Raw genomic sequence first — 17,563 nt, 5'->3', positions numbered from 1 at the left:
TGTGGATAACTTTTCTCAGTTAACATACCGTTAATATAAGATTTTTTTCAACTTATTTTTATTCGGAATGTAGCTGAAATATTATGTGTTCAATGATAACATAGGGTTGGGTACAATCAGTTAAAAATCTGAAAACACGCAACATATATACTAAAATACTGCTTTCATTTTTTTGATTTGTGGATAACTCTTACTTTTTAAGGGTTCGCAGGGCTTTCTTTATGATATACAGCGTCTCTTTTGTAGGACTTTCCCTAAGCCATTCATCACAGATTTCCACTACAAATTCAGGCTGCGACTTGCTGGCATCATTCAGCCAGTTGCCAACACTATCCTGCACATATCGGGAAGAATCCGATCGTAAAGGATCCAAAATTTCCAGTCCGAGTCCGGGATTTTGTTTTAAAGCATCAATATGTTCACACCAGACTCCTCTTGGTCTTGTAGATTCGCTGGCAAAACGTCTTACATTTTCATTGTCATGAACTGTCCATTCTGATAAAAGTGATAAACTTTCCTCAAGATTTCTGGCGATATCCGGACGTACTGTCATCCAGCAGATTTCCCTTACTCCAAAATGAGAGTCGACAGCGAATGACTGGATTCTATCTAATTTTTCTTTAAGTTGTAAATCCTTATTCCTTCCAATAGTATAAGCAGCCCAGCAACGAACAAGATCTGCCTTATGAGCAGGTAATTTCAATAGAAATTCATCATCTTTATTTTTCACAGCAAGATTAAGCAAACCAATTCCTATTGTTTCATTAATAGAATTGACAGTTTGTTTTTTCAGTTTGTCTACATTATCTAAAACAGGCAGCAGGTATTCTTTGCGGTCATTCTGCAAAAGCAGATTTTCCAGCAGCAGCCTTTGATCTACAGCGAGCCATTCTGTAAGGTTGGCGGTTTCAATTTCTCCCCTGTTCAGCTGGTCCAGAATATCCGGTGGAATATCTTTGATGGATCGGGCTCCTTTTCTTTTTTCTGTCATAATGTCTGTATTAATTCTTCTATATCTACTCTATTCATGTAATTTACATCTAAAAATTTATATACAATCTTACTATTTTCATCCACTACAAAAACAGCAGGAACAGGTAATGTATTTTCTTTATTATTGTTGAAAAGAGAAAGATCAATTCCTAAGTTCTGATAATAAGGTAATACGAAATCCTGCAGCTGAAAAACAATACCCAGTTTTTTTGCAAAATCATTATTATGATCGGTCAGCACTTCAAATTCAAGATTATTTTTTTCAACCATTGTAAGAGAGTGATCAGGATTTTGAGGAGAAATGGCGACCAAAACAGCATTCTTTTCTTTTAATCTTGAGAGATTATCCTGCAAAAATTTCAATTCCAGATTACAGTAAGGACACCAGCTTCCTCTGTAAAAGGCCAGAATCATTTTTCCTTTTTTAAGAATTTGTGTAGAATGTATGTTTTCACCATAGGCATTAGGCAGTGAAAATTCCGGCATCTGCTGTCCAGCCTGAATACTGTTATCTCCCATATTTTTTGTTTTTAAATCTTCAACCGAGTTTCCGAATGCATTTAAAATGTCTTGCGGGAGTTGTGAAGAAAGTTCCTGATTCAATTGCTCAATCTGTATGGCCAGTGGATTCATTATTTTTAATTTATTATTTTTACAAAGGTCTAAAAGCCTTTAAGAATAGGCAATACCGCATATTTTTCACCCATAGGGATAAAAAAGTCAATTTTATGGAAACAAAGGGAAAAGCTGAAGAAAATAAAATATGTCCGTTGGAAGTTGCTGTTAATAGCATCAGTGGAAAATGGAAAATTCCTATTGTGTGGCAGATTAATGAAGGGAAAAAACGTCCCAGCGAGTTTTTACGCGGTATTGCAAAAGTAGACCGCAGAGTTTTGAATCAACAGCTGGCCGAGATGGTGGAAGATGGTATTTTAACCAAACAGTCTTTTAATGAACTTCCTCCTAGAGTTGAGTATACTTTGACGGAGCTTGGTGAAAAGCTTGTGGAAATCCTCTGGCAATTGAATGATTGGGGAAAATTATTGATTCCTGAGAACGAAGAGTCATTAAACTAGCAGATTTTCAGATTATATAGTGACAGATCTGTGAAAAAAAAATGATATTTGTGTCAACTAAAAAAACGCATGAAAAAAATTTTCACCGGAATCACAGTATTTTTAATTTTCACAGGCTGTATCAAAGAAAAGCCATCAGACCGTCTGTTGGAGGAGCCAGATAAGAATGAGCATTTAATTTCAGAAAATGCTTTAAAAATCAATAAAAATAAAAACACCATCCGGGAAAGATTTTCTCCTCCGGAAGGATATGAATGGATTGAAGAAAAGCCCGGTTCTTTCGGACATTTTATTGAAAATTTTAAGCTGAAACCCTATGGAAGTCAGATTTTAAAATATGATGGAGTTCCTATTTCTACCCAGCACCTTCATGAAGCTGTTTTTGATATTGATACCGGAAATAAGGATCTTCAGCAATGTGCTGATGCCGCTATCCGCATGAGAGCTGAATATCTTTATAAGTCGAAAAAATTTAACGAAATTAAATTTCATTTTACGAGTGGTGATCTTCTCAGCTGGAATGATTATAAAAACGGAACGAGAGCTTTGGTGAATGGAAATTCTGTTAGTTTCAGAAAAACTGCAGCCTTTGATGATTCTTATAACAGTTTCAGAAATTATCTGGATCTGATTTTTAATTATGCAGGAACCATTTCATTAAACAAAGAAACAAAGCCGGTAATGAGGAATTCTGATCTGAAAACAGGAGATATTCTGATCACACCAGGAAGTCCGGGACATATCGTTTTTATTTCCGGAGCCTGCCAAAATCAGAAAGGGGAAAGATTGTTTTTATTGAGTGAAGGATTCACACCTGCTCAGTCGGTACATGTGCTTTCAAATCCGTTTAATCCCTATTTTACGCCATGGTACGAGCTTGACGTGAATGCTGCGGAAACGAAAACTGCGCGATATTTTTTTAAGCCTGCAAACTTCAGAAGCTTTTAATAATTTATATTCAAAACTATTGGAAACTTACTACGATAATCTGAACTTGTTTTTGTAAATTTGTGTTCGAAATTTTTTACTTGATGAAAGAGAGTGCTGTAAAAAAGATTGCAGTTCTTACTTCAGGGGGTGACTCTCCGGGTATGAATGCGGCATTAAGAGCGGTAGTAAGAACCGCCAATTACTATAATATCGAATGCTACGGAGTGAGAGAAGGCTACAACGGCCTTATCAACAATGATTTCCTGAAAATGGGAGCCCGTTCCGTAAAAAATATAATCAACCAGGGCGGAACGATTCTAAAATCTGCCAGATCCGCTGAGTTCAGAACAAAAGAAGGCCGTCAGAAAGCTTACGACAACTGCGTAAAACTTGGGATAGACGGATTGGTATGTATTGGAGGAGACGGAACTTTTACCGGTGCAAAGATCTTTAATGAAGAATTCGGAATAAGGGTAATCGGTATTCCCGGAACAATCGACAATGATATTTTCGGTACGGATAACACCATCGGTTATGATACTGCTTTGAATACTGCTATGGATGCCATTGACAAAATCCGTGATACAGCTACTTCCCACAACAGGGTTTTCTTTGTGGAAGTAATGGGTCGTGATGCTGGTTTTATTGCTTTAAACAGTGGATTGGCGACAGGTGCTCTGGATATTTTAATTCCTGAGAAAAAAGACAGTATTGATGAGCTTTTCACGAAATTCAGGGATGCGGAAAAAACCGGAAAGGCATCAAGCATTGTGGTTGTTGCAGAAGGTGAAAAACTAGCCAATGTGTACGAACTTGCAGAAAAAACAAAACAGACATTTCCTGATTATGATATTCGTGTAGCGGTTTTGGGTCATATGCAGAGAGGAGGTTCTCCAAGCTGTGCAGACAGGGTTTTGGCAAGCCGACTGGGCTATGGAGCCGTAACCGGATTAATGGAAGGACAAACCAATGTAATGGCAGGAATGCGTTCCAACGATCTGACGTACACGCCAATTGAAGAAGCCATTAAAAAACATAATGAAATCAATAAAGATCTTTTACTGATTTCAGAAATTTTAGCAATCTAATTATTTTTATAATCTAATAAAAACAAACTATTATGTCAACAATTAAAGTAGGTATCAACGGTTTTGGTAGAATTGGACGTCTTGTTTTCAGAGCAATGACTGAAAGAGACAACATTGAAGTTGTAGGAATCAATGACCTGATCAATGCAGAATACATGGCTTACATGTTAAAATATGACTCTGTACACGGTATTTTCCCAGGTGAAGTTTCTGTAGAAGGAAATGATCTTGTAGTAAACGGAAAAAGAATCAGAGTAACTGCTGAAAAAGACCCAAGCAACCTAAAATGGAATGAAATTGGTGCAGATTACGTAGTAGAATCTACTGGTTTATTCTTAGATAAAGAAAGCGCTGCAAAACACATTACTGCAGGTGCTAAGAAAGTAATCCTTTCTGCTCCTTCTAAAGATGATACTCCAATGTTCGTAATGGGTGTAAACCACAAGGAACTTACTGATGATATCAAAATCTTATCAAACGCTTCTTGTACTACAAACTGTTTAGCTCCTTTAGCTAAAGTAATCCACGATAACTTCGGAATCGTAGAAGGTTTAATGACTACTGTACACGCTACAACAGCTACTCAGAAAACGGTTGACGGTCCTTCAATGAAAGACTGGAGAGGTGGTAGAGCTGCTCTAAACAACATCATCCCTTCTTCTACAGGTGCTGCTAAAGCGGTAGGAAAAGTAATCCCTTCACTAAACGGAAAATTAACTGGTATGTCTTTCAGAGTACCTACAGTTGATGTTTCTGTAGTAGATTTAACAGTGAGAATTGAAAAGGCTGCTTCTTATGACGAAATCTGTTCAGTAATCAAAGCTGCTTCTGAAGGTGAATTGAAAGGTATCCTTGGATATACTGAAGAAGCTGTAGTATCTCAGGATTTCGTAGGAGATAAGAGAACTTCTATCTTCGACAAAGATGCTGGTATCATGCTTTCTCCTAACTTCGTGAAACTTGTTTCCTGGTATGACAACGAAATGGGTTACTCTAACAAGTTGGTAGATATGCTTGTACACGCTGCTTCTTTATAAGCGATAATAAGTAATATAAAAAACCGTCTCACAAAAATGTGAGACGGTTTTTTTTATATTCATCCAGTAAAAACTATTTAAATAGACTAGAAAAACCAAAGTTAAAGCCACCAACTAGAAACATTTTTGCAGGATCAGAATAAGTTGTACTATTACCATCAAAATTACTTCCTACAGACATCTGAAATGTAAAACTGTCTGAGAGTTTGTACGCAAATGAAAAGGCTGTCCGAGAAGTATGATTTTTTAACATTGTATCTGGTTTTTCACTTAGATACCTAGATATATATTCACCAGAAATACTAATCCTATTATGAATCCATTGTAACTTACCTCCAAATTCATAATAATTCGAGACATCAGTTTGCTTTGCATTAAAAGTCATTCTTGAAACGGCAATAATATCAAAAAAATCGGATGACTCTTGATCTTTATTAATATTAAATCTGTATGAGGGAGTGATCCATATTGATGTTTTCGCACTTTTAAGCTGCTTCCATTGACTCTCTACGGCAAGACTTGCATTAGCGATGGCAAATTCAAGCATGAATCCTTCTCTTGTCAAAGGAAAAGTATATTTATTTATATCATTAACTACAATTTCTGACACATGTTTCAAGTTTTCACCAACACTTTTGATTCTCACAACATCATTTTCATCTAATGAATTACTACCAATCATCTGCCGAAGTAATAGCTTTATGATTTTTTTCTGCTCTCCTTCTATTAATTTAAAACTTCCGATGGAAAGAACTTCTTCTAGATAGGTATCAAGATCATCAATTCTTCCTCTTGTATTGATGGATTCAAGAATCTGCATAAGCGCCAATGAACTATAACTAGAGACATACCATTCCGTAAGTTTTTTTACTGTTTTTTTAGATGGCTTCCCTTGTACTAACTGCAAATGCATACCAACTCCAAATGCTGTACCCTTTTGTGCTCCTCCAAATGACAGAGTATCACTTGCCGAACTCGCAAATGAAAAAGTCAGGCTTCGTAAAAGATTATTTCCATAGTTGCTACTAAAAATATAATCGATATTCTCATAATTACTTTGATTCTTATTTTTTCCCCAATAATATGGTGAAGTTTCAATGGCAAAACCAGGTTGCAATTTTTCATTAACAACAGCTGAGTTTACACTTGCGAGAAAATCAGTTGGCGAATTAGGCCGCTGAATATTCTCTGGCTCAACTCCTAATACAACAAATGCAGGAGAAGATTTAAGCTGTAAAGTTGTAATATTATTTTCTAGAGCCTTATCTTGTGCTTTTATACCAGCAAATGCAATGAAAAGCACTAATAGATTTAAAATATATCCTCTTTTCATGATATTATGAATTTTATTAATGTAATAAATATAAAAGGGTTCTGAGCAGTGCTTTCAGCCACGAATTCATTCTCAAAATCCTCATCTTCTACTTCAAATTTTAATGTATATTTAATCTTACAAGGTAAACTATCTTTTTTAGCTCCATTTGAAAAGCGGGAAACATGAGAAAATAGTGCAAATCTTGCATTATTTAAATTCTTACAAAGTCCCAAGTCTTTTTTTACTATATCAGGAGTTGGATCAAAATCCTGAGGCAATCCTCTTAAATTCATTCCATGCATTAAATACATTTTCCATCCCTGTTCAAGAAGTTCTGTTTTTGTTGAAATAAATAACTTTTTGTTTTCATAATTAGGAGATATATTAAATTTCACATATTCTCCGTTATTCTCTATTTTGATTGGATTTTCATTCATGATACTTATTTTTTCAGGTTATTATTTATTAATTAAGAACTAAGAACTAAGACTTATCACATATTTTCAGTTAAGTCAAGATAAAAATCAAAATATAATTTTCATGATATTTAATTTTAAAATTACGTTTTTGAATTGTCTAAGCTTAGGAAAACAGGATATTCCAAAAATTAAGTTTCCATGGTCATTATTTTTATTTAAAGCTACAACACTTACCTGCCACAAGAAATACCACAAAAGGGTGATTTTTTAACATAATTTTATTATTTTTAAGAAAACATTAGCCATGACGAAAAAACATTTGACCCACGCAAAAAGACCTCATCCCCTCATTAAGGTCTGGAATGACTATCCTGAAATTTTGCAGAACGACAGCAGAATATTACCCGTTCCCACCATTGAAAATATAATCGGAGAAATTTTTGCTCCCGGGAAATTCTATTATTATGTCATTAATTTTGCAGACAGTACCATCATTTGTAATCAAGAGGAAGATATTTTAGCAATACATGGTCTCCATAAACATCCTGTCCATCTGAAAGAAATTATAGACCTCATTCACCCCGACGACATAGAATTTGTGATGGAAGCCGAAAGAATGTCTATAGAAAAAATAAAAGAAATTGACGGTTTTGATTATCAGCAGGAACTGAAAACCAGCTACTGCTTCAGAATGAGAACTTCAAAAGGCAATTATGAACTGTTTCATCATCAGGCTTTACACACGTATAAAGATGAAAACGGCAGGCTTTTACAGGCAGTTAACATCCATACCAATATTGAACACATCACGCATCAAAATTCTTATATTGTACTCGTCTCAGGCATTAACGGACGGGAAGATTTTCACCAGATGCAGTGGATAGAAAACAATAAATCTACTGAATCTACCCCTGTCATTTTTACAAAAAGAGAAGTTGAGATCATTAATTGTATTGCGAAAGGATACCCCACAGGAAGAATATCCAATCTGTTACATATTTCGGAAGAAACTGTTCGGACCCACAGAAAAAATATTCTAAGAAAATCAGATTGCAAAAACAGCTCGGAGCTGATCAAAAAAACATTTGAATGGGGATATCTGTAGAAGTCAATGGTAATGCTGATAAATCTCACCGAAGAAGTTCAGCATAAAACTTGTACTTTTATAGATAAAGGAATGAACATGATACAACCGCGTTTTAAAGATGCTCCTCACTTCAGGAACTTTTGGGAATATGGTAATGGAAAGCAGCTTATAGAATTTTCCGGAGCAGAAGTAAGTTTTGAACATTTTGAAAAATTTTCTCCCTATTTTCATCATACCGATGAGGTTGGTGATGAGGTGGTAAAAGATGTTTATTTGACTAAAAAATTCCATGAAGCTTCCAGGGAAATTGAACATTACATCAGAAATGGTGTTTCTGAAAAAGATTCAGTTCCTGAAAGTGTAAAAAAATTGTTCGGCCAAACGCAAAAAATTCCTGAATGGCTGGATTATAATTTACTTAAAAGCGGTGCTGAACTCTGTATGAGAAGCAACCTTGATTCTTTGATTTCCCTGAGAGATTATTGCCTGATTGGCGGTTATGATTATGCTTACCTCAATAAACCGCTCATTGTGACAGAAGCACTGAAAAAAGGAGCCGTGAAGCGTCTTTCAGAAACCCTGGACTTTTGGGTAAATGCTACCCGCTACAACGCGCTTGAAGTTCATGCTAAAGGCTATGAATTTGCGATAAAAACCCGCTTGATTCACTCTTATGCCAGACTTTCCATAAAAAAACATTATAAAAACTGGGACACCCACAACTGGGGAGAGCCTATCAATTCATGGGATATGATGGCAACGTATATTGGGTTCAGCCTGGTCTTTCTTCACAGTCTTCAGAAACTCGGAAATCGGTTTTCTGCCGAAGAGGAACAGGGAATTTTTCACCTTTGGAAATATGTAGGCTATCTTTTGGGAATTCCGGAGCTGCTCCTCCCTGATGATAAAAAACAGGCAACGGAATATTTTTATTTATGGACTTCCGTTCAGCCACCTTCAGATAAAGATTCTGTTCTTCTTGCTCACTCTCTTTTAGATGAATCACTGGAAAATCCTATTCTAAAATTTGAATTTCAAAGAAAAAATCTGAAATATCTGCACGTCTGCTGTACCTGGTTTCTTCTGGATGATGAAGTTTGTAAAAGATTGCAGATTCCGGAAGTTCCTTACAGAAAGCTGTTTCCAAAATCTAAGATACTTTTCAACAAAATTTATGATCAACTTGTCAGTCGAAAATCCAGAATACAAAGAGGAAATAAAGATCAGATGAAAGTACTGGAAGATTATCTTAACATTACTAAGAATTCAAATTTTCATTAGGATAATAAGTCAGCAAGCCCGAAGATGGAGGCTGGAAGTTTCTATTGGACGATACATCTCACTTAGTAAAAGTAATAAATTAAGTTCAATACATTTTACAAGCTTCAATAACTCCCTTCTTCCAGCTTCCAGCATCCTTTCTAACTAACAGATTGCAATTTTTTCCATCATCCATACCACATTTTGCATCTGCTTCGTTATGAATGAGATCAGTAGTAAAATTTTATCATTTTTTAACTCTAAAAACAGCTTTCAGGCATAAATAATATTAGCTTTTGATCTATAAATTATGTATTTTTGAGAAATTATTTTAATAGAGATGAGTAACATTGATGATAAGAAAAAAGCACTCGCTTTAGTGCTTGATAAGCTAGATAAAACATATGGAAAGGGAACCGTAATGACTTTAGGTGATGAATCTATAGACAATACCATTGAAGTCATTCCTTCCGGTTCTTTAGGTTTAGATATTGCTTTAGGTATAGGCGGATATCCCAAAGGAAGAATCATTGAAATATATGGTCCGGAATCTTCAGGTAAAACAACGTTAACCCTTCATGCTATTGCTGAAGCTCAAAAAGCAGGAGGTATTGCAGCATTCATTGATGCAGAGCACGCTTTTGACAGAACTTATGCTGCGAAACTGGGAATCGATCTTGAAAATCTTATCATTTCTCAGCCAGACAACGGTGAACAGGCATTAGAAATTGCTGATAACCTGATCCGTTCTGGAGCTATTGACATTGTTGTCATTGACTCTGTAGCTGCTCTTACTCCAAAAGCAGAGATCGAAGGAGAAATGGGAGATTCTAAAATGGGTCTTCACGCAAGATTGATGTCTCAGGCATTAAGAAAATTGACTGCGACTATTTCCAGAACAAAATGTACCGTGATTTTCATTAACCAGTTGAGAGAAAAGATTGGTGTGATGTTCGGAAACCCTGAAACGACTACCGGAGGTAACGCTCTTAAGTTCTACGCTTCTGTAAGAATTGATATCAGAAAAGCCAGTGCACCTATCAAACAAGGTGACGAAGCAATCGGTAGCCGTGTGAAAGTGAAGATTGTGAAAAACAAAGTAGCCCCTCCTTTCAAGCAGGCGGAATTCGACATCATGTATGGTGAAGGAGTTTCTAAAGTAGGAGAAATTCTTGATACTGCTGTGGATATGGGAATTGTGAAGAAAAGCGGATCATGGTTCAGCTACGAGGAGACTAAACTTGGTCAGGGACGTGATGCTGTAAAAGATGTGTTAAAAGACAATCCTGATCTTTCCGAAGAATTGGAAAACAAGATCAAGGAAGAAATGAAAAACAAATAATTTTCAGAAAAATATAGAAAAGGCAATCTTCGGATTGCCTTTTTTGCTTTTAAAATAGAGATATTTTTTAACGCAAAGTTTATTTTATATTCTGATATTTTTAAGAGAGCAAAGGGCGGAATCAATTGTATTGATTCTTTCTAAGCAAACGCATTATTACAAAACTTCATCAGCAACAAAGTTTCAAGCCTTTGCCTTTTTAAGATCACCTTCGAATCTTGTATTCATTTGCTTTTAAGATAAAACTCAAATGAAAAAGAGGCCGACCTTTCGGTCAACCTCCTCAAGCTTTTATATTTTTTAAAAATTATTCAGCAATTTTACCCTGCAGCTGAAGTGCTCCGGTTACTTTCATCCCTTTTGTAAGTGTTTCCATTCTCATATTCTCTTTATTCACAAAAGCATCAATGGTAAAGAAATCTTCATTCTCTTCATTTGTGATCAACTTCAGTTTCAAGATATATCCTTTAACGCTTCCGTCTTCAAGCAATTCGGTTTCCTTAAAGTCTACAATCTGCCCAATAAAGTCAAAACATGCATAATTAGGAAGATCCTGACTTGGCGCGTAGGTAGTGAAATCTTCACTCATTTTAGTCCCGTCCGGTAAATCAGTATTTGTGTGAACATCAAGAATGAAAATAATTCCGCTGACATTTACTTTCAGATGAGGCTGCGTCATGTAGGTATTTCTATTTTCAGCATAATCTGTGGCAAAGAACCAAACACCAAACGTATCTCTGGCAGGTCCTGCTACAATCGCCTGTAAATTCAGGGCATTTTCCCATTCTCTGATTGATCTGGTTTCAAAATCCAGGGTATAATTAGTTTTCACTTCAGGAATAATGGTACTCAATTCATCTGTAACAATGGTTTTAAACCTTACATCTTGAAATTCGGTTTTATTTTTGGCTTCTCCAGCAGGATCAGAAACGGCAGACTGCATTAAAACTGTGCTAAGGTACTGTCCGTAATCTTTAGTCTGGAAATTCTGATGTCCAAAAACTCCACTCCATGTATTCACAAGATTATGAACATTCGATTTTCTGATGATAATCCCAGCTTCATTAGTGGTTTCAGGAGCCGCAATTCCTTCTGTATTTGGAAAATAATTTTTACCATCAATCAGTTGATGATTCATGATCTCATTATTTTCTTCATGAGAGAACTCTGCAAAACCTTTATAGGTGATATTTTGGTTTTCGAAAATATAAGGCAACCCTGTTTTCTTCTTTTCATCACCGGCAAAATGATAAGCAAGTGAAATTCCCTTGAATTCTCCTTCCTGAATGGCCGGAATGTGATTACCGTTATGATCAAACTGAGAATGATAAAGAATCATATAAGATTTGATTTTACCTCCCTGAAGCTCACCTTCAAATTTTTCTTCCATTTGAGCAATCGCCTGTTGTGGAGAAATCGCATAGGCATCTTCAGTTACCATATAGGCAAAACCTTCTACCTCTCCATTTTCTTTTTCAAAAGCAGAAAGAGGTGTATACTCACCTCTTAGCTGAAGGGCTATAGAATAGACGATATAATCATTATAAATCCTGATTTTTTCATATTCTTCATTTACTTTTGGCTCTTCTACCGGATGTGAAGGGATTTCCTGTGTTGTTTCTGCAACTTCTTCCACCATTTGCTCTACTACTTTTTCCTCCTGCATTTCCATTTTCTGAACCGGAGTACTTACATTTTCCTGACTGTTATTCTTTTTCTTAAAAAAATCAAAGATTCCCATACTGTTATTTATAATTGGCGGTAAATATAATAAAAGTGCTCAACAGACCCATCATAAAAAAATGCCATTGTGTCAGTTTCTTCTTCATTGCTTTTATAATAAAAAATTCCAGCGAAGCCAAAGGCTTCGCCGGATTTTTTTTAATTAGGTTTATCATCTGTCAGTTCAAATCCCCAATCTTTTCCTTTTTGGGTTGCCGGGATACCTTTTGTCATCCAGACCGGAGCTTTAGCGCCTTTAAGATAATAATCAAAAAACTGCTGTTCGCGGATTTGAATATCTTTTCTGTTCTGACGCTTTACAAGGTTATGGTCATCCCCATTATAGTTCAGAAGCCATACTGGTTTTCCGAGACGGCGTAATGCGGTAAACATTTCTATTCCCTGATACCAGGGTACTGCTCCATCTTTATCATTACTCATAATAACTACCGGAGTTTGTACTTTATCAATAGTAAAAAGGGGTGAATTCTTAATATAAAGATCGGGTGCTTCCCATAAGTTTTTCCCTAATCTGCTTTGTGATTTTTCATACTGGAATTGTCTGTTCATTCCTGAAGTCCACCGGATTCCTCCATAGGCAGAAGTCATGTTAACAACAGGAGCACCACTCCATGCAGCGGCATACATATTAGTATGGGCAATAAGATAAGCTACCTGATAACCTCCCCAGCTTTGTCCCTGAATTCCTATTTTAGTACCATCTACCCACGAATTTTGCTTTAACTTCTCAACTCCGGAATTAATATATTCCATAGCAGATTCTCCCGGGAAACCATCTGTGTAAGAAATGTCAGGAGTAAAAACCAGATATCCGTTACTCACAAAATAAGAAATATTTAATCTTGAAGGTGTGGGAGCTGGTGCTATATAACGGTTTAAATTATCTGAAAGCTTTTCATAGAAATAAACGATCATAGGATATTTTTTATTCGGATTGAAATCTTCCGGTTTGTATAAAACTCCTGTCGAAGTATTTCCTTTGGGTGTTGTCCAGTTTACCAATTCATCTGTTCCCCAGTTATATTGTTTTTGCTGTGGATTGGTATTGCTCAGTTTTTGTTGTTCTGAAAAATCTGATGTTGCAAAAATATTGGGAGAATCTGTGTAGGATTCTTTTATCAGAATATATGCTTCAGCATTTTTTGCTTTTTGAAGAGTTCTGTATCCCCAGACATTTTCCATCTGAATTTTTACAGGGTCAGCGTTTGACTGAACAAATGTTTTGAAAATCCCGTTGGCCTTGGTTGTATTATCAAATGCTGATAAGTAAATTGTCACCTTTCTGTTTATGCTTTTAATATCTTTATCCAAATCATAAGTCTCAAATGTTATTTTATTCTTACGTCCGAATCCATTGGTTATATTTCTCGGTTTTTTTGAACCATTCAGGAAAAACTCCCAAAGATCGTAGCGGTCTCTGATAATCACAGATTCATCTTTATCCGTCCATGATGCGATTCCATAAGAATTTGGAAAATCCGGCATATCAAATTCCTCGTCAACGAAGGAAACAGGTAAGCCCGTATTCAACGGAAGAGTTTGTTTGGTCTTCACATTATAGCTCAGCCACTTCCCTTTTTCTCTGTCAAAGATGACAACAAATTTACCAAGCGGAGATACAGCTGCTGCACCATTCAGATTTTTAATAATTTCAGTTCTGTCTCCCGTTCTATTGTCGATCAGAAAATAGGTTTTCTTTGTTGCACCTTCCCATTGTGAAGAAATTCTGTTATTGATACTCGTAATTCCCAATGCAAATTCTGCATTTCCTTCATTTACCAGTCGTAAAGTGTCCAGATCTTCTCCATCGATATTTCTAAAAAAGTCCGGTTTTTCCGTTTGCATTACTGCTGCATAAGATTTTTTCAGATCATTTTTCAATTCTTTTAACTGTACCGTTTGCAGATAATCATCTCTGTAATTCCAGATATCTACTACCGCGTGGTCATTCGCAATCATTGCCGTATCTTTTGCGATAGGTTTGGGAGCAACACCAAAGTACAGCTGTTTTCCGTTTTTACTGAAAATAGGTAATCGGTTTTCAGAAATTACCCAATTCTTTTTCATCTGAGCATTTTCATTAGTAACAATTTCTTTTTTGTTTCCTTTAAAATTAAAGTAATACAACTGATACAATTTCACCAGGTCATTTTGCGCCGAAGAAGTTCCTACATAAGCCAACTGGTTTCCTTCTTCGTCAAAAGATAGCTGTGAAAAATCTCCTTCCATTTCAGAAATTTTATTGACCGTTCCTTTTTGAAGATCAACTACCTGCACGGTTTGCAATGCATATTTCTTCGGCTTTGATTTGTCTGTATCTTTTTTATCTGCAGATTTTTCATCTGTTGATTCTTTCCCCTCTTTTTTATCCTTTTTTTCGTCCGGTTTTTTTGTTACAAAGACAAGCTGCTTCCCATTTTTGCTGAACTCATAACGTACTACATTATCATAGGTTGTACTTTTTCCATCCAATAGATTTCGCACTACCAGCTGTAATGGTTTTACATTTTTTTCTTCATCTTTGTTTTCATCTCCATCCTCTTTATCAGAAGCATCATCAGAAGATTTATCTTTTATATTTTCCAGAAGATAAGCAACATAGGAGCCTGCCTTTTCAGGAATTTTAAATGATTTTACATTCGGAACTTTCTCTGTTTTATCATTGAAGAAATCAACAATAGCAAGGCTGTCTTTCGGTAATTTATTCTTCTTCAGTCTTTTATCCTTTACCGCTTTTATATCTTTATGCTGCGGGCGGATTTGAAAAACAGCGAACCTGGAATCATGGGTAAAATCCACTTTGGCAGCTCTTGCAAACTTCTTTGTTGTTTTATTTTTAACAGAATATAAAGAAAGGGTAGAATTACCTTCCTGAACATCTACCGAATAGGCAATCCATTTTCCGTCATTTGAGATTTTTCTAGATCCGATATTTTGCCAGCTGTCGTAAACAGAATGGTCTAAAGGCTTCTTCTGCCCATATACCCATAAGGTCATGATGAGCAGCATAAAAACTGTACATTTCAACTTCATTTTTAAAATATTTTAAGAATTAAAAGTAAGATATTTCTTTGACAAATCTCTATAACAAGACTGTTTCAGCCTGAAAAAATGTCATTCTGTCACTTTCTTCTTCATGGTATTTTTTTTGAGAAGTATTTTGAATAATTAAAATATAAAATATGATGACTAAAGGAAATATTAATGTATCTGTGGAAAACATTTTCCCGCTTATCAAAAAATTTCTTTACAGTGACCACGAAATATTCTTAAGAGAATTAATCTCTAACGCAACTGATGCTACTTTAAAATTAAAACACCTGACAAGCATTGGTGAAGCAAAAGTGGAATACGGAAACCCGAAACTTGAAGTTAAAATTGATAAAGACCAGAAAACTTTACGAATTATTGACCAAGGTATCGGGATGACAGGTGAAGAAGTTGAAAAATATATCAACCAGGTTGCCTTCTCAGGAGCTGAAGAATTTTTGGAGAAATATAAAGACTCTGCAAAGGATTCAGGAATTATCGGACACTTTGGTCTTGGATTCTACTCTGCATTCATGGTGGCAGAAAAGGTAGAAATTCTTACAAAATCTTATAAAGATGAGCCGGCAGTACGTTGGATCTGTGATGGTAGCCCGGAATTTACACTTGAAGAAACTACTGACAAAACAGACAGAGGAACGGAAATTATCCTTCATATTGCTGAAGATTCTGTAGAATTTTTAGAAGAAGCAAAAATTCGTGAACTGCTATTAAAATATAACAAATTTATGCCTGTTCCGATTAAATTCGGGACTAAAACACATACACTTCCTTTACCGGAAGATGCTCCTGAAGATGCTGTAGCTGAAACGGAAGAGGTGGACAATATTATCAACAATCCGGTTCCGGCATGGACGATTGCTCCAAGCGAACTGACCAACGAGGATTATATGAAGTTCTACCACGAATTATATCCAATGCAGTTTGAGGAACCTTTATTCAATATTCACCTGAATGTTGATTACCCTTTCAACCTTACCGGAATTTTATTCTTCCCGAAACTGAGCAACAATTTAAATATTGACAAAGATAAAATTCAATTATACCAAAACCAGGTATTTGTAACGGATGAAGTAAAAGGAATCGTTCCTGATTTTCTGATGCTTCTGAGAGGTGTAATTGATTCTCCGGATATCCCATTGAATGTTTCCCGTTCTTATCTTCAGGCAGATGGCGCTGTAAAGAAAATTTCATCTTACATCACGAAAAAAGTTGCCGACAAAATGGCTTCTTTAATCAATGAAAACCGTGAAGATTATGAACAAAAATGGAACGACATCAAGGTTGTTATTGAATATGGAATCGTTACTGAAGAAAAATTTGCTGAAAAAGCAGACAAATTCACTTTATATCCTACAACAGACGGTAAATATTTCCTTTGGGATGAATTGGTAGAGAAAATCAAGCCGATGCAAACTGATAAAGACAACAAACTGGTTGTATTATATGCTACAAACGCAGATGAACAGCACAGCTACATCCAGTCTGCAAAAGATAAAGGATACGAAGTTCTGCTATTGGATTCTCCTATCATTTCACACGTAATTCAAAAACTGGAAACTTCAAAAGAAAATATTTCATTTGCGAGAGTAGATGCTGATCACGTTAATAACCTTATCAAAAAAGATGAACCTGTTATTTCAAAACTGAATGACACTGAAAAAGAGTCTTTGAAGAAGAATGTAGAAGAGGCAATTCAGGATTCAAAATTTACAGTGCAACTGGAAGACCTTGACAGCAATGATGCTCCGTTTACGATTACGCAGCCTGAATTCATGAGAAGAATGAAAGAAATGCAGGCTACAGGCGGGGGCGGCATGTTTGGAATGGGAGGATTCCCGGAAATGTATAATCTTGTGGTAAACTCGAACAGTGAGCTTTCTAATCAGATCTTAAAAACTGAGAATACAGAAGAGAAAGAAAATCTAATTAAATATGCTCTCGATCTGGCAAAGCTTTCCCAAAACTTACTGAAAGGAAAAGACCTGACAGATTTTATACAGAGAAGCTATAAGCAGCTTGAAAAATAATTGACAAGAGACTGTTTCATTTTGAAGCAGTCTTTTTTTGTTTAAAAAATTATATATAGCTAATTCAAACCTTATAGGTTTTAGAAACCTATAAGGTTTGAATCTCATCCTTTAAGACATTATCTTTGATTAATCAGAAGTTATTATGAAATAAACGACCACTGCAAAGAAAATTTTCAACAATTAAATCAGATA

At 35.7% G+C, this 17,563-nt stretch carries 14 protein-coding genes; 8 read left to right on the top strand and 6 right to left on the bottom strand.

Annotated elements, in window-relative coordinates:
* Positions 1-190: 190 nt before the first annotated feature.
* Both C8D70_RS16160 and C8D70_RS16155 read right to left on the bottom strand, forming a co-directional pair.
* On the bottom strand, positions 191-991 hold the full coding sequence (locus tag C8D70_RS16160) for a DNA alkylation repair protein (RefSeq protein WP_110367999.1): 801 nt from the start codon (positions 989-991) through the stop codon (positions 191-193).
* On the bottom strand, positions 988-1,626 hold the full coding sequence (locus C8D70_RS16155; RefSeq protein WP_110367998.1) for a peroxiredoxin-like family protein: 639 nt from the start codon (positions 1,624-1,626) through the stop codon (positions 988-990). The genes C8D70_RS16160 and C8D70_RS16155 overlap by 4 nt, the downstream gene beginning before the upstream one ends.
* Before the next feature lie 95 nt (positions 1,627-1,721).
* On the opposite strand from C8D70_RS16155, the gene C8D70_RS16150 reads away from it, so the two are divergent.
* The 4 genes from C8D70_RS16150 (at position 1,722) to gap (ending at position 5,124) form a co-directional block, all read left to right on the top strand.
* Positions 1,722-2,069 (top strand): winged helix-turn-helix transcriptional regulator, encoded by a 348-nt coding sequence (locus C8D70_RS16150; RefSeq protein WP_110367997.1) that lies wholly within the window; start codon positions 1,722-1,724, stop codon positions 2,067-2,069.
* A gap of 69 nt (positions 2,070-2,138) precedes the next feature.
* Positions 2,139-3,017, top strand: coding sequence for a DUF4846 domain-containing protein (locus C8D70_RS16145; protein WP_110367996.1), 879 nt, complete (start codon positions 2,139-2,141; stop codon positions 3,015-3,017).
* A gap of 83 nt (positions 3,018-3,100) precedes the next feature.
* Positions 3,101-4,087, top strand: a complete 987-nt coding sequence (gene pfkA, locus C8D70_RS16140) for a 6-phosphofructokinase (protein WP_076595792.1) — start codon at positions 3,101-3,103, stop codon at positions 4,085-4,087.
* 32 nt (positions 4,088-4,119) lie between these two features.
* A complete protein-coding gene (gap, locus tag C8D70_RS16135; RefSeq protein ID WP_076595791.1) occupies positions 4,120-5,124 on the top strand; it encodes a type I glyceraldehyde-3-phosphate dehydrogenase in 1,005 nt (334 codons plus the stop codon).
* 73 nt (positions 5,125-5,197) lie between these two features.
* Here gap and C8D70_RS16130 read toward each other — a convergent pair whose 3' ends face one another.
* Positions 5,198-6,457 (bottom strand): hypothetical protein, encoded by a 1,260-nt coding sequence (locus tag C8D70_RS16130; RefSeq protein WP_110367995.1) that lies wholly within the window; start codon positions 6,455-6,457, stop codon positions 5,198-5,200.
* Entirely contained in the window at positions 6,454-6,876 is a 423-nt protein-coding gene (locus C8D70_RS16125) for a hypothetical protein (protein WP_110367994.1), read from the bottom strand. Before C8D70_RS16125 ends, C8D70_RS16130 begins: the two co-directional genes overlap by 4 nt.
* 286 nt (positions 6,877-7,162) lie before the next feature.
* Between C8D70_RS16125 and C8D70_RS16120 the strand changes: the two genes are divergently transcribed.
* The 3 genes from C8D70_RS16120 to recA all read left to right on the top strand — a co-directional run bounded on the left by C8D70_RS16120 (position 7,163) and on the right by recA (position 10,547).
* Complete coding sequence (locus C8D70_RS16120) at positions 7,163-7,963, top strand: response regulator transcription factor (protein WP_110367993.1); 801 nt, start codon at positions 7,163-7,165, stop codon at positions 7,961-7,963.
* A gap of 12 nt (positions 7,964-7,975) precedes the next feature.
* Positions 7,976-9,226, top strand: a complete 1,251-nt coding sequence (locus C8D70_RS16115; protein ID WP_228408047.1) for an oxygenase MpaB family protein — start codon at positions 7,976-7,978, stop codon at positions 9,224-9,226.
* Positions 9,227-9,545: 319 nt separating this feature from the next.
* Positions 9,546-10,547 carry a recombinase RecA gene (gene recA, locus C8D70_RS16110; protein WP_047419990.1) on the top strand — a complete coding sequence of 334 codons (1,002 nt, stop codon included), beginning with the start codon at positions 9,546-9,548 and terminating at the stop codon, positions 10,545-10,547.
* Between the two features lie 307 nt (positions 10,548-10,854).
* Here the strand turns inward: recA and C8D70_RS16105 are convergent, their stop codons facing one another.
* Both C8D70_RS16105 and C8D70_RS16100 read right to left on the bottom strand, forming a co-directional pair.
* Positions 10,855-12,288, bottom strand: a complete 1,434-nt coding sequence (locus C8D70_RS16105) for a hypothetical protein (RefSeq protein WP_110367992.1) — start codon at positions 12,286-12,288, stop codon at positions 10,855-10,857.
* A gap of 140 nt (positions 12,289-12,428) precedes the next feature.
* Entirely contained in the window at positions 12,429-15,323 is a 2,895-nt protein-coding gene (locus tag C8D70_RS16100) for an alpha/beta hydrolase family protein (RefSeq protein WP_110367991.1), read from the bottom strand.
* A 152-nt stretch (positions 15,324-15,475) separates the two neighbouring features.
* Here C8D70_RS16100 and htpG point away from each other — a divergent pair, with 152 nt between their 5' ends.
* On the top strand, positions 15,476-17,368 hold the full coding sequence (gene htpG / locus C8D70_RS16095) for a molecular chaperone HtpG (RefSeq protein ID WP_076595786.1): 1,893 nt from the start codon (positions 15,476-15,478) through the stop codon (positions 17,366-17,368).
* The last annotated feature ends 195 nt before the right edge of the window (positions 17,369-17,563 follow it).

The sequence above is a fragment of the Chryseobacterium sp. CBTAP 102 genome, from assembly GCF_003201365.1.
Taxonomy (GTDB): Bacteria; Bacteroidota; Bacteroidia; order Flavobacteriales; family Weeksellaceae; genus Chryseobacterium; species Chryseobacterium candidae.
The sequence above is the reverse complement of the archived record's forward strand: the minus strand, read 5'-3'. Positions and strand labels throughout refer to the sequence as shown.

Bases quoted from the DNA above. Each gene is read 5' to 3' on its own strand.
- C8D70_RS16160 (WP_110367999.1), bottom strand. From the start codon at position 991: ATGACAGAAAAAAGAAAAGGAGCCCGATCCATCAAAGATATTCCACCG.
- C8D70_RS16155 (WP_110367998.1), bottom strand. From the start codon at position 1,626: ATGAATCCACTGGCCATACAGATTGAGCAATTGAATCAGGAACTTTCT.
- C8D70_RS16150 (WP_110367997.1), top strand. From the start codon at position 1,722: ATGGAAACAAAGGGAAAAGCTGAAGAAAATAAAATATGTCCGTTGGAA.
- C8D70_RS16145 (WP_110367996.1), top strand. From the start codon at position 2,139: ATGAAAAAAATTTTCACCGGAATCACAGTATTTTTAATTTTCACAGGC.
- pfkA (WP_076595792.1), top strand. From the start codon at position 3,101: ATGAAAGAGAGTGCTGTAAAAAAGATTGCAGTTCTTACTTCAGGGGGT.
- gap (WP_076595791.1), top strand. From the start codon at position 4,120: ATGTCAACAATTAAAGTAGGTATCAACGGTTTTGGTAGAATTGGACGT.
- C8D70_RS16130 (WP_110367995.1), bottom strand. From the start codon at position 6,457: ATGAAAAGAGGATATATTTTAAATCTATTAGTGCTTTTCATTGCATTT.
- C8D70_RS16125 (WP_110367994.1), bottom strand. From the start codon at position 6,876: ATGAATGAAAATCCAATCAAAATAGAGAATAACGGAGAATATGTGAAA.
- C8D70_RS16120 (WP_110367993.1), top strand. From the start codon at position 7,163: ATGACGAAAAAACATTTGACCCACGCAAAAAGACCTCATCCCCTCATT.
- C8D70_RS16115 (WP_228408047.1), top strand. From the start codon at position 7,976: ATGCTGATAAATCTCACCGAAGAAGTTCAGCATAAAACTTGTACTTTT.
- recA (WP_047419990.1), top strand. From the start codon at position 9,546: ATGAGTAACATTGATGATAAGAAAAAAGCACTCGCTTTAGTGCTTGAT.
- C8D70_RS16105 (WP_110367992.1), bottom strand. From the start codon at position 12,288: ATGGGAATCTTTGATTTTTTTAAGAAAAAGAATAACAGTCAGGAAAAT.
- C8D70_RS16100 (WP_110367991.1), bottom strand. From the start codon at position 15,323: ATGAAGTTGAAATGTACAGTTTTTATGCTGCTCATCATGACCTTATGG.
- htpG (WP_076595786.1), top strand. From the start codon at position 15,476: ATGACTAAAGGAAATATTAATGTATCTGTGGAAAACATTTTCCCGCTT.